Here is a 12,714-nt window from a genome sequence, read left to right on the forward strand (position 1 = left end):
AACCTGCCGTTTTCAAGGTTGACCGCCTCGTGCTTTCCCGTCTGTTCGCCCTGCCCTGCTACCTCCTGATCGCCCTGCTCACGCTGCTGCCGCTCACGCCTGCCCAGGCCGTGAGCCTGCCCGGCCTGCTGGGCAGCACCAACAAGAGCCAACCCCAGGCAGACGTGCCCCTCGGCCAGTCCCTGGACGAGGTGATCAAGACCCTGGAAAACGACCAGCAACGCACCCAGCTCTTGAGCGACCTGAAAAAACTCCGCGAAGCCACGCAAAAGGCCCAGCCGGCCGCCGAGCAAGGCGTACTTGGCTTGATCGGCGGCACCCTGGCCGGCCTCGAGGCTCAGTTTTCCGGTGCCGACAGCCCGCTGGGGCGCTGGGCCGATGAAGTCGACCTGGCCAAGGATGAACTCAGTGCGCTGATACTGCCGGCCAACGAATGGCTGCCGATCATCTTCGGTTTTGCCTTGATCCTGGCGATATGGAGCCTGCTGGCGGCCGCGTTGATCTGGCTCAGCCACCGCGTGCGCGAACGCTTCGGCCTGCCCGAGGAGCTGCCGCAACACCCGCGCACCTGGGATATGCTGCGTTTTGCCCTGCGCAAACTGGGGCCATGGCTGATTGCGCTGGTGATCACCGTGTACCTGAGCTACGCGCTGCCGTCGTCCCTGGGCAAATCCCTGGCGATGGTACTGGCCTATGCGCTGGTGGTCGGCACGTGTTTCTCGGCGATCTGCGTCATCGCCTTTTCGCTGCTCGATGGCCCGCACCGCCATCGCGCGCTGTATATCCTGCGCCGCCAGGCATTCCGCCCGCTGTGGTGGATCGGCAGCTTTGCAGCCTTTGGCGAAGCCTTGAGTGACCCGCGGCTGGTCGCGGCGCTCGGCCAGCACCTGGCCCACACCGCCGCGACGGTGGCGAATGTGATGGCGGCGTTGTCCACCGGCGTGTTTATCCTGCGCTTCCGCCGGCCGATCGCCCACCTGATCCGCAACCAGCCGCTGTCGCGCCGCCTCACCCGCCGCGCCCTCACCGACACGCTGTCGATCATCGGCTCCTTCTGGTACATCCCGGCCCTGCTGCTGGTGGGCATCTCGCTGTTTGCCACCTTCCTGTCCGCCGGCGACACCAGCACCGCCCTGCGCCAGTCGCTGTTGTGCACGGTGCTGCTGGTGTTGTGCATGGTGATCAACGGCCTGGTGCGCCGCCACGCTCTCAAGCCGCAACGCGGGCACAAGCGCCATGCGCTGTACTCCGAGCGCCTGAAAAGCTTCGTGTACACCCTGGCCCACCTGGTGGTGTGGCTGGTGTTTATCGAACTGGGCCTGCGGGTGTGGGGCCTGTCGCTGATCCGCTTTACCGAAGGCGACGGCCATGAAATCAGCGTCAAGCTGTTTGGCCTGGGTGGCACGCTGCTGTTTGCCTGGTTGATCTGGATCCTCAGCGACACCGCGATCCACCACGCCCTCACCCGCTCGCGCAAAGGCCTGGCCAACGCGCGTGCGCAAACCATGATGCCGCTGATCCGCAACGTGCTGTTTGTGACCATCTTTATCATCGCCGCCATCGTCGCCCTGGCGAACATGGGCATGAACGTTACGCCACTGCTGGCCGGTGCCGGTGTGATCGGCCTGGCCATCGGTTTTGGTGCGCAGTCGCTGGTGGCAGACCTGATCACCGGCCTGTTCATCATCATCGAAGACTCCCTGGCCATCGATGACTACGTGGACGTCGGCGGCCACCTCGGCACTGTCGAAGGCCTGACCATCCGCACCGTGCGCCTGCGCGATATCGATGGCATCGTGCACACCATCCCGTTCAGCGAGATCAAGAGCATCAAGAACTACTCGCGAGAGTTCGGCTACGCGATCTTCCGGGTGGCGATCCCCTACAACATGGAGATCGATTCGGCGATCAAGCTGATCCGCGATGTCGGCCAGAAAATGCGCAACGACCCGCTGCAACGGCGCAATATCTGGTCACCGCTGGAAATTCAGGGGGTGGAAAGTTTCGAGTCGGGCAGCGCGATTCTGCGCGCGCGGTTCAAGACGGCGCCGATCAAGCAGTGGGAAGTGTCGCGGGCGTTTAACTTATCGCTCAAACGCCACCTGGATGAAGCCGGACTGGACCTGGCCACGCCGCGCTTGAGTGTGCAGGTGGTGACAGGGGCTTCGGGCGGGCTGGCAAAAGACGCTGAATCATAACTTTGCCGAGCCGGCTTGTTGTGGCGAGCGGGCTTATTGTGGCAAGCCGGCTTGTTGTGGCGAGCGGGCTTGCCCGCGTTGGGCCGCGAAGCGGCCCCAGTACTGAGAAATGCGATCCTTAAGGAAGAACTCATCGCCTGGCTTTGGGGCTGCTTCGCAGCCCAACGCGGGCAAGCCCGCTCGCCACAACAGGCGGGCTCGCCACAGGAAGCTAATTTGTTGCCGGGTCAGGCCAGTGCGGCGCCGTCCATCTTCTGGCGCAGGCTCAGGGGGCGCATGTCGGTCCAGGTTTCTTCGATGTAGGCCAGGCACTCTTTCTTCAGGCCGCTCTTGCCCACGGTGCGCCAGCCTTCCGGCACGGCCTTGTAGTCGGGCCAGATGGAATACTGTTCTTCATGGTTGACCACTACCTGAAACAGGATGTCGTCGCGGTCAAATACTGAGGTCATTGCTGTTCTCCATCGCTCAAAGGCTGGCTGCGCACCATGCGCAGCGCTGATATCTGTAGAAACGTACCAACTTGGCGAAAAATTAGAGGCTGGCGACGGCGGCCGCCAAAGCGCGCCCGAAAATCTCGGCCACCCGGTCGACTTCGACGGCAGTGATCACCAGCGGCGGCAGGAAACGCACCACGCTGCCATGCCGGCCGCCCAGCTCCAGGATCAGGCCGCGCTTGAGGCATTCACGCTGCACCAGCGGTGCCAATTGGCGATGCACCGGGGGGTGACCCTGGATATCCGGAGCGCCATCCGGCTCGACCAGTTCCACGCCCAGCATCAACCCGCGCCCACGAATATCCCCCAGGTGCGGGAAGTCGCGCTGCAAGATGCGCAGGTGCTCAGCCAGGCGCTCGCCCATGGCCGCCGCGTGACCGGCCAGGTCGTGCTCCTTGAGGTAGCGCATTACCGCCGACCCCGCCGCCATGGCCATCTGATTGCCACGGAAGGTCCCGGCATGCGCGCCCGGCAGCCAGGTGTCGAGCCAGTCGCGATACACCACCACCGCCAGCGGCAGGCTGCCGCCAATGGCCTTGGACATCACCACCACGTCCGGGATGATGCCGGCGTGTTCAAAGGCAAACATCTTGCCGGTGCGGCCGAACCCGCTCTGGATCTCGTCGACGATCAACGCCACACCTGCCTGCTCGGTGATACGCCGCAGACCGCGCAGCCAGTCGAGATCGGCCGGGATCACCCCGCCCTCGCCCTGGACCACCTCGACAATCACCGCCGCCGGCAGCAACACCCCGGCTTCCGGATCATTCAGCAAGTTTTCCAGGTAATGCAGGTTCACCCGCACACCTTCTGCGCCGCCCAGGCCGAACGGGCAACGGTAGTCATAGGGGTACGGCAAAAACTGCACGCCATTGCCAAGCAACGCGCCCAAGGGTTTTTTCGGCCCCAGGCTGCCCATCAGGCTCAGCGCGCCCTGGCTCATGCCGTGATAACCGCCCTGGAACGACAGCACCGTGCTGCGACCGGTGGCAGTGCGCACCAGCTTCAATGCGGCTTCCACCGCATCGGTGCCGGTGGGGCCGCAGAACTGGATCTTGGCTTCTCGCGCGAGTTCTGCCGGCAGCAGGCCGAATAGATCTTGCACGAACTGGTCCTTGACCGGCGTGGTCAGGTCCAGGGTGTGCAGCGGCAGTTCATCACTCAGCACTTGCTGGATGGCTTCGATCACCACCGGGTGGTTATGCCCCAACGCCAGGGTACCGGCGCCGGCAAGGCAGTCGATGAAACTGCGGCCTTCCACATCTTCTACATAAATGCCCTTGGCCCGCTTGAGCGCCAGGGGAATGCGCCGTGGGTAGCTGCGGGCGTTGGACTCCTGCTGGCGCTGGCGGGCCAGCAGCGGGGTCTCGTCGAACTGGTAGAGCGTTTCCACGGGTGCTGGGTTGACCTGCACCGGGGCGTCTTCGATACGGCTGATAGCGACTGACATCTCTCGATCCCTCAATACGCTGATGATGGTGACCAAACTGCCGATCCGTTGGCGTCTGGCCCAAGGGCATGCGCACGGATTTCCTGTTCTGGAAACGCACCAGCGTGAGGAGGATTTAGGGGGGGTGGTCGTTTTTGATTGGGGGTATATCCGTTGCTGCGGTAACGGCGGCTTATGGTTCCGCCCTTACGGCGGGTCACTTTTGGAAAAGAGCCCCAAAAGTAACCAAAAGGGCTCTTGCCCCAACACTCGGCACCTCGCCTAGGCTCGGTGTGCCCTCACTCCGGCTTGAATCCGTGGGCCGCCGCCATGGGCCATCCTTGGCCCATCGCGGCTAACCCGGCGTCCTGCCGGGTTACCCACGGATTCAAGCCTGCGTTCGGCCAGCGTGTTTAACGGGGCGCCTAAGATCAAGATCAAGATCACGATCAAAAGCGCAGATCAAAAGACCGCTGACTTCGTCAGCGCAAAGGATGTAAGGGCCACAGCAAAAACAAAGCAAAGCAACAGCGCTTTTGATCTACACCACTCAGGTCGGCTACTAGGCCGCCGTGCTCTGCTCTTGATCTGCTTTGGCTTTTGATCTTGATCTGAAATCGCCCCGTCAACCACGCTGGCCGGAATTCGACAGTGATTTGGGGGGTAAACCGGCAGGGATGCCGGTTTAGCCGCCCCGCGCCATGGATGGCGCGTGGCGGCGGCCCCCCAAATCACTGTCGGATTACGGGCACACCGAGCCTAAGCGAGGTGCCGAGTGGTGGGGCGAGGACCTTTTGGTTACTTTTGGGTCCTTCCAAAAGTGACCCGCTGTAAGAGCGGAACCATAAGCCGCCGTTACCGAAGAAATGGATATGCACTCAACCCACCTCACCCCCCCCCGATACCTCTCATTCAACGCATACAAAATCGCACAAGTCTCAGCGTCCAGAACCCCACGATAATCCCGCGCCCGAAAGTGCATCTGAAACGCCCGAGTCCTAAGTTCAAACGCTCGGCGATTCTGCGCCGGCTTATAGCCATAGCGCTGAAACGCCCGCTCCACCTCCACCTCAGGCGGCAAACCAACACAAAACCGCCGCTGATACATCACCCGCGTCGGCTCATCAAACCAAGCCCCCACCCCGGCCTCATACAACGCAAGCCAAGGCAACCGCGGCCCCGGATCACTCTTGCGCCAATACGCCACATCCGAATGCCCAAGAATATCCGCCGGCCCTACCTGCGGGTATCGCCCAAGAATGTCGCGAACCAACGCAATCAACCCCTCCACCTGCTTCTGACCATACCCAGGAAAGGTAAACACCCCCCCGTCATCGCGCGCCAGGTTGACGATCTCGACACCAATCGCCCGGCTGTTGAGGTTATCGCGCCCAGCCCAATGGCTCACCCCCGCATGCCAGGCACGCTGCTCCTCACCCACCAGGCGAAACACCCGCAACTCGTCATATCCCGCCGCGCGGTAGCCAGGCTCATCAGGATCAGGCAGCAGGTAATGCGCGCTGACCCCATTACGCGTCAGGGTACGCAAGGAAGACACGAAGGGCGCCGCGGTGTAGTGCAGAATCACCTGCCCCACGGGCTCACCGTTGCGTTCGTTGAAGTCCCGGGCAGGAAAACTCGTATCAATGACCAACATCAGAAGAGTCCTTTTCAATACAGGCCAAGTCTTTCAGCCCGTTCAAGCACAAAAAAACTACCGCCATCCTGAAGGCTTAAACCCCAGGCAGGCGGTAACTATCTAGCACTTGAAGAAAAGCATTCAGCGCCGCAGCGGCATCCCCAGGTCGACCCGCAGGCCGTCCGGCTGGCTGTCGAATTTCAGCGAGCACGAACAACGCTGCACAATCGCCTGCACGATCGCCAGGCCCAGGCCACAGCCCTCGCTGCTGCCATTGCGCCAGAAGCGCTGCGTCAGGTATTGCAGGTCTTCGGCGGCAATCTGCTTGCCATGGTCGCGCACGCGGAACACCACGTTGTCGGCAGCGGTAAAGACACTCAGCTCCACGCGGGTGTCACCCGGCGTGTGGCGCAACGCGTTATCCAGTAGGTTGCGCAAGGCCGCGACGGCCAGGGCCACCGGCATTTCCACCGGGGTTTCACTGAGGTTGTCCGCCAGAATCAGGTCGATGCGCTGATTATCGCCGGCGTTCGCGTCCTGGATCGCCAGCCGCGCGACTTGCTCCGCGCTCGATTGCAGGCCGTCATCGAACGACAAGCTGCCCTCCACTCGCGCCAGCAGCAGCAATTGCTCCAGGGTCCGGTGCAGGCGGTCGGCGCCCTCCTCGGCGTGCGCCAGGGACTGGTCGCGCGCCGCGCCCTCGGTCATGCGCGCCACTTGCAGGTGGGTCTTGATGGCTGTCAGCGGGCTGCGCAGCTCGTGGGCGGCGTCGCCGGTGAGGCGCCGTTCGCGCTCGATGGTCTTGGCGATGCGCTGCAGCAATTGGTTCTGGGTGTCGAGCAGCGGCTTGAGCTCGCTGGGCAACGGATGAATCTGCAACGGCTCGAGGGAGTCGGCGCTGCGGCGCATCAGCGCGTCACGCATGCGGTTGAGCGGTTGCAGGCTCTGGCCGATGCCCAGCCACAGCAGCCATAGGCAGCCCAGCAGGGCCACGCCCACCGGCACCGAGGCCGCCAGCAGGATCGACAGGTTCAACGCCTCGCGCTCCACCTGGCGGTCGGCCGTGGTGATCAGCAGGTCGCCACGGGACAGGGTAAAACTGCGCCAGCCCACGCCATCGATGATCTGGTCGCGAAAGCCGCTCTTGCGCGACTCCAGCCCCTCATCCGGGGTGGTGTGGCTGCGCGCAAGAATTTCCCCGCGCAACGAGCTGACCTGGCAGGCCATCCCACCGGGTACATTCAGTTGGTCGGTGCGTAATTGCGTGCCGCCGCTCACGCTGGCCAGGCCCGGCATCTGTTCGGTGAGCCCGGCCACCATGCGCGCGGACGCCACCAGGCGCTGGTCGAGGGAGAACATCATCTGGTTGCGCAGGTCGTTGAGCATCCAGGCCGCCGCCAGGACCCAGATCAACACAAAAGCGGCGCCCAGCTTGAACGTCAGGCGCAGGCGCAGGCTTTTCACGATGCGTCCTCGCCCCCGTCAGCCGTGCCCAGGCGGTAGCCAAGGCCGCGCACGGTTTCGACGATGCCGTTGCCCAACTTGCGCCGCAGGTGGTGGATGTGCACGTTGAGGGCGTTGCTTTCCAGTTCGTCGTTGAAGCCGTAGACGCTGTCCTTGAGCTGCTCACTGGACAACACGCGCCCCTTGTTATGCAGCAAGGCCTGCAGCAACGCCTGCTCACGCCGCGACAGGTCCACCGGCTGGCCGCCGAGGAAGGTCTCGCGGCTGCTTGGGTCGTAGGCCAGGCGGCCGTGTTCGATCAGGTTGACGCTGCGCCCCGCCACCCGTCGCAGCAGGGTTTGCAGGCGTGCGGCGAGTTCACGCAGGTCGAACGGCTTGAGCAGGTAGTCATCGGCGCCGGCTTGCAGGCCGTCGACGCGGTTGGTCACCGAATCCCGCGCGGTCAGGATCAGCACCGGAATTTCCAAGCCCTGGCTGCGCTGTTGTTGCAACAATTTGAGACCATCTTCATCCGGCAGGCCGAGGTCGAGCACCATGATGTCGAACGTGGCCGCCTTGAGCATGGCCCGTGCGGCAGCGGCCGTGGCCACGCGCTCGACGGTAAAGCCCTGCGCGCCGAGACCGGCTACGATGCCGCTGGCGATCAGTTCGTCGTCTTCACAGACCAGTACGTGCATGGTGAACCCTTCATGAAAGATGGGGGGATTAAAGGTGGCGCGGATTAAGCGCAGATTATGCCGTGAAAAGAGGCGCGCTCGGGCCTCGCCTTCACTTTAGAATAGAGGGTGGTTAATCATCGGTTAATCAACGCCACACATTGTGTGCCTACTTGCATCGAACTAAGGCTTGACCATGCGGCATCTGTTTACCTTTCTGCTGGTAATGTTCGCGGGATTCGCCCAGGCCGCGCCTGGCAACCCTTTTGAGACCAAACCCGATTTCCTCCCGGTGGGCAAAGCTTTCACCTTTACCTCCGAGCGCCTGGAATCCGGCGAAACCCAGCTGTATTGGCAGATTGCCGACGGTTATTACCTGTACCAGCAGCGCATGAAATTCGACGGCCTGGCGGAAAAGCCGGTGCTGCCCAAAGGCGAGCCGCATAGCGACGAGTTCTTCGGCGAACAAGAGGTCTATCGCCAGGGCCTGGAAGTGAAAATCCCCGCCGGCACCACCGGCCAGGTCAAGCTGGGCTGGCAGGGCTGCGCCGACGCGGGCCTGTGCTACCCGCCGCAATCGATCACCGTAGACCTAGGCGGTCCAGCCGTCGCGCCTGCCCCTGCGGTAGCCTCCGCCGGTGCGGCCGACGACCAGCAACTGGCAAAATTCCTCGGCGAAAGCAACCTGTTCTGGAGCCTCTTGGCCATGTTCGGCCTGGGCCTGCTGTTGGCCTTCCTGCCCTGCTCCTTGCCGATGTTGCCGATTCTCGCCGGCCTGGTGGTGGGCAGCGGCGCGAGCCCACGCCGGGGTTTTGCCCTCGCCGGCAGCTACGTGGTGAGCATGGCACTGGTGTACGCCGCGCTGGGCGTGGCCGCCGCCTTGCTCGGCGGCAACTTGCAGGCCTGGTTGCAACAACCCTGGATTCTGGGCTCTTTCGCCGCGCTGTTTATCCTGCTGTCATTGCCGATGTTCGGTTTCTTCGAACTGCAACTGCCGGCATTCCTGCGTGACCGCCTCGACAACCTCAGCCGCCAGCAGCGCGGTGGCAGCCTGGTAGGGGCCGGCGTCCTCGGCGCCTTGTCCGGGCTGCTGGTGGGTCCGTGCATGACCGCACCGCTGGCGGGCCTGCTGCTGTACATCGCCCAGACCGGTGATGTGGTGTTTGGTGGCCTGGCGCTGTTCGCCCTGGGCATTGGCATCGGCGTGCCGCTGCTGCTGCTGGTGACTGTCGGCAACAGCGTGCTGCCCAAGTCCGGTACCTGGATGAACCTGCTCAAGGGCATCTTCGGTTTCCTGTTCCTGGGCACGGCCCTGGTGCTGATCCAACCCCTGCTCGGCGACACCCTGTGGGTAGGCGCCTGGGGCGCGTTGGCGATACTGGTCGGCTATTGCGGCTGGCGGGTAGCCCGCGACACCGGCCGGGCGGCCATGCTGGTGGGTGCCGGCTCGCTGCTGCTGGGCCTCTGGGGCAGCGCGCTGGTGATCGGCGCGGCAGGCGGCAGCGATGACGTATGGCAACCGTTGAAGGTCTACAGCGGCGCCCGCACCGCTGGCGCACCCAACGCCCACGAAGCCTTCACCGCGGTGAACACGCCTGCAGCTCTGCAAGGCCAACTCGACGAAGCCAGGGCCCAGGGCCAATGGGTGTTGCTCGACTACTACGCCGATTGGTGCCGGTCCTGCAAGATCATGGAAAAAAGCGTGTTCGGCAAACCCGAGGTCATGGCCGCCCTCAACGGCGTGCGCCTGCTGCGGGTCGACGTGACGGCGGACAACGTTGCCAGCCGTCAACTGCTGGAACGCTACCAGATCCCCGGGCCACCGACCTTTATCTGGATCGGCCCCAACGGTGAAGAACGCCGCGCCCAACGCATCACTGGCGAGGTGGATGCCGATACCTTCCTGCAACGCTGGAATCAGACCCGAGAAGCCCGCTGATGCTGACCCTGACCATCGGCACTTTCGCCATCGCGCTGAATCACATCCTGCTGATCAGCGCGCTGATTCTCGCCACCCTGGTGGGTTGGCGGGTGGCCAAGCGTGGTGGTGAAAACCCGGAATCGGTGCTGTTCAGCCTGTTCCTGCTGGGTATGTTGGTAGCGCGCATCAGCTTTGTGCTGATGTATTGGAGCGAATACAGCCACGACCCCCTGCAGATGGTCGACCTGCGCGACGGCGGCTTTCTCGCCTGGCCTGGCGTAATCGCGCTGGTGCTCGGGGCATTGGCCTACGGCTGGCGCCGCCCGGCGCTGCGCAAGCCACTGGGTGCCGGGGTGATCACCGGGTTGGTGTTCTGGGGCCTGACCAGCGTGTCCCTGAGCCTGTACGACAAGGGCTCGCAATTGCCGGAGATCAGCTTGCGCAATGCCAATGGCGAGGTGGTGCAATTGGCCGACTACAAAGGCGGCCCGCTGGTGATCAACCTGTGGGCCACCTGGTGCCCGCCCTGCCGGCGCGAAATGCCGGTGCTGGAGCGCGCACAGCACCAACGCCCCGACGTGACATTCCTGTTCGTCAACCAGGCCGAAAGCATGCAAAGCGTCAGCACCTTCCTGGCCACCCAGGGCCTGACCCTGGACAACGTACTGTTTGACGCCAGCGGCCGCCTCGGCCAGGCCGTGGGCTCCATGGCCCTGCCGACTACGCTGTTCTACCAAGCCGACGGGCGCCTGATCAACAGCCACCTGGGCGAGCTGTCCCAAGCCAGCCTGGCCCGCGCCATGGAACCCTTCGACACCGCCCCTGAAAGGAAACCGACATGCCAAGCCTCCGCCACCTGCTGACCCTGCTGCCGCTGACGCTTGCGGCCACACTGGCCCAGGCCGAAGACTGGCCGGCACCGATCAAACAGATTGAGGCCAAGGGTGCCAAGATCCTCGGCAAATTCGACGCCCCCAGCGGCCTCACGGGCTACGCCGCGCAGTACCAAAACCGTGGCATGGCCCTGTACCTGACCGCCGACGGCAAAAGCGTGCTCGCCGGCAACCTGTACGACGCCCAGGGCAATGACCTGAGCAGCGCGCCCCTGGAAAAACTGGTGTATGCGCCGATGGCCAAGCAAGTCTGGGCCAAGATGGAAACAAGCAGCTGGATCCAGGACGGCGACAAAAACGCACCGCGCATCGTCTACCTGTTCAGTGACCCCAACTGCCCTTACTGCAACATGTTCTGGGAACAGGCACGCCCGTGGGTGAAAGCCGGCAAGGTGCAGTTACGCCACATCATGGTGGGGATCATCCGCGAAGACAGCCCCGGCAAATCCGCCGCGCTGTTCGCCGCCAAAGACCCGCAAAAAGCCCTGGAAGCACACGAAGCCGCCGGCAAGGCCAGCAAGTTGCAGGCACTGGACAAGATCCCGGCCGATATCGAGGCCAAGCTCGACGCCAATATGAAGTTGATGGATGAGCTGGAGTTGTCGGCGACGCCGGCGATTTTCTATCTGGATGACAAGGGCGGCTTGCAGCAACAGCAAGGCGCGCCGTCGCCGGAGAAGTTGGTGAAGATTATGGGGCCGAAGTAAAACTGCCTGAAAGTATCAGATTTTTTACGCTCGGGTCGATAAAGGCCTGCCGTTAGGCAGGCCGTAGCGTTACCTGTTAGGCCTGATAAATCGATCGCAGCAAAGGATCGGAAATGGCTCATAGCGCTCCGACGCTGACAGGCTGGACTGCCCCAGACTCGCCAAATGTCTTAGAGCACTCTATGCCCCTTGAACGAGAAGATCGTCAATATCGTAGTCATCTCCATTTCCCCCTGGACCAACGAACTGATGTGTATAGACACTCAACGTCATACTTCTAGCCGTTGATATGAATGTTCCTCTTAGCGGTTCAAAGCGAGTCGTTGTAGGAAAACTAACCGGATCGGTCACATCAATCGTAGTTGTACCATCGCTGGCATGTAGCGAAAGCGTTGGCACGGGGATAAGCAAATTTCTACGTCTGACCATCACGCTAAATTCGTACACCACGCCAACCACAAATTCATCGTACTCCTTAGTCAACAACGTACCCGGCCTGGTATCAGAGGCATCATGCACCAAAAAATAGTTGCCCCCACTGTGAGCGTTTATCAAATCCACGTCACGATAGGCAGCTTCACCACGCTCCCATCCGTTCCAATCATTGTCAGTAAACGTGGTTAAGTCTCGAAATTTCTGACGGTAGATCAATTCCAATTCGGGAAAAACAACCACCGGCCCCTCTTCACAACAGGCGTCCACCGCCGTCTTGAAGACGATGGTCAACGGGCTATCGTGAAGAAGCTTTTCCAGCTCTTCACGCAGAAGAACGCGCGATATCCCGTTTTCCACTTCATTCGCCGTAATCGGCTCACCGTCCATCAGCTGTAGAGTGTAGGCAGTACCATCCTTAAGGGTGCTGAGGCATTCCAGCCAGCCCTTTTGCCCCTCCTCCAAAAAAGCCCATTTTCTAATAATGACAGTGGCGTCCCCGTTGAAATTACGCAGGTCCAGAATTTCACCGTCAGCCTCCGGCACTTCGGGTGCTGGCAACTGCGTAGGCACAGTAAAATTCAGGTCCGTGATCACTTCGCACACACGGGTGACGGTACGCCTGATCGTTATCGTCTTGGTAACCGCAGGGCTATCCAACTCCCCAGGGTTGTTATCACATGCCAATACGCCGCTCGCAGACAGTTCTTTAGCCACGGTAAAGCCTCCAGTGCAGGTAGATGGAAATCAGCCACAACACGAGCTTCATTCAATGCCTGGACGACAGGCGTTGGCTACTGTGAAAGTTGACAGGTAGCGGGCAAAAAACCAGGTTTACCGACCGGCGGAAGTGAGCGGCGTCTGAGCTGACGCCATCGGGG

The 12,714-nt window shown here is 62.2% G+C and carries 9 protein-coding genes and 1 pseudogene; 4 read left to right on the plus strand and 6 right to left on the minus strand.

What is annotated here, in order from left to right; genetic code table 11:
* The first annotated feature begins 29 nt into the window (after nucleotides 1–29).
* Entirely contained in the window at nucleotides 30–2,198 is a 2,169-nt protein-coding gene (locus CXQ82_RS22050) for a mechanosensitive ion channel family protein (protein ID WP_101272283.1), read from the plus strand.
* A 227-nt stretch (nucleotides 2,199–2,425) separates the two neighbouring features.
* Here CXQ82_RS22050 and CXQ82_RS22055 read toward each other — a convergent pair whose 3' ends face one another.
* The 5 genes and pseudogenes from CXQ82_RS22055 to CXQ82_RS22080 all read right to left on the minus strand — a co-directional run bounded on the left by CXQ82_RS22055 (nucleotide 2,426) and on the right by CXQ82_RS22080 (nucleotide 7,901).
* Nucleotides 2,426–2,647: an MbtH family protein gene (locus CXQ82_RS22055; RefSeq protein WP_017527671.1), complete on the minus strand. Its 222-nt coding sequence runs from the start codon at nucleotides 2,645–2,647 to the stop codon at nucleotides 2,426–2,428.
* Between the two features lie 82 nt (nucleotides 2,648–2,729).
* Nucleotides 2,730–4,142: an aspartate aminotransferase family protein gene (locus CXQ82_RS22060; protein ID WP_101272284.1), complete on the minus strand. Its 1,413-nt coding sequence runs from the start codon at nucleotides 4,140–4,142 to the stop codon at nucleotides 2,730–2,732.
* A gap of 874 nt (nucleotides 4,143–5,016) precedes the next feature.
* Nucleotides 5,017–5,778: pseudogene (locus CXQ82_RS22070) on the minus strand (N-acetylmuramoyl-L-alanine amidase); the annotation flags it as partial.
* A 123-nt stretch (nucleotides 5,779–5,901) separates the two neighbouring features.
* Entirely contained in the window at nucleotides 5,902–7,224 is a 1,323-nt protein-coding gene (locus CXQ82_RS22075) for an ATP-binding protein (protein ID WP_101272285.1), read from the minus strand.
* On the minus strand, nucleotides 7,221–7,901 hold the full coding sequence (locus CXQ82_RS22080; RefSeq protein ID WP_101272286.1) for a response regulator: 681 nt from the start codon (nucleotides 7,899–7,901) through the stop codon (nucleotides 7,221–7,223). The genes CXQ82_RS22075 and CXQ82_RS22080 overlap by 4 nt, the downstream gene beginning before the upstream one ends.
* A 175-nt stretch (nucleotides 7,902–8,076) precedes the next feature.
* On the opposite strand from CXQ82_RS22080, the gene dsbD reads away from it, so the two are divergent.
* From dsbD to dsbG, 3 genes are read left to right on the plus strand one after another with little or no spacing between them, the layout of a single operon-like run.
* Nucleotides 8,077–9,819, plus strand: coding sequence for a protein-disulfide reductase DsbD (gene dsbD, locus CXQ82_RS22085; protein WP_101272287.1), 1,743 nt, complete (start codon nucleotides 8,077–8,079; stop codon nucleotides 9,817–9,819).
* Nucleotides 9,819–10,664, plus strand: coding sequence for a TlpA disulfide reductase family protein (locus CXQ82_RS22090; protein ID WP_101272288.1), 846 nt, complete (start codon nucleotides 9,819–9,821; stop codon nucleotides 10,662–10,664). Before dsbD ends, CXQ82_RS22090 begins: the two co-directional genes overlap by 1 nt.
* Nucleotides 10,640–11,401, plus strand: coding sequence for a thiol:disulfide interchange protein DsbG (gene dsbG, locus CXQ82_RS22095; RefSeq protein WP_101272289.1), 762 nt, complete (start codon nucleotides 10,640–10,642; stop codon nucleotides 11,399–11,401). The genes CXQ82_RS22090 and dsbG overlap by 25 nt, the downstream gene beginning before the upstream one ends.
* A gap of 180 nt (nucleotides 11,402–11,581) precedes the next feature.
* Here the strand turns inward: dsbG and CXQ82_RS22100 are convergent, their stop codons facing one another.
* Entirely contained in the window at nucleotides 11,582–12,550 is a 969-nt protein-coding gene (locus CXQ82_RS22100) for a hypothetical protein (protein WP_101272290.1), read from the minus strand.
* Nucleotides 12,551–12,714: the final 164 nt, after the last annotated feature.

It is taken from the genome of Pseudomonas sp. S09G 359, assembly GCF_002843605.1.
Lineage (GTDB): Bacteria > Pseudomonadota > Gammaproteobacteria > Pseudomonadales > Pseudomonadaceae > Aquipseudomonas.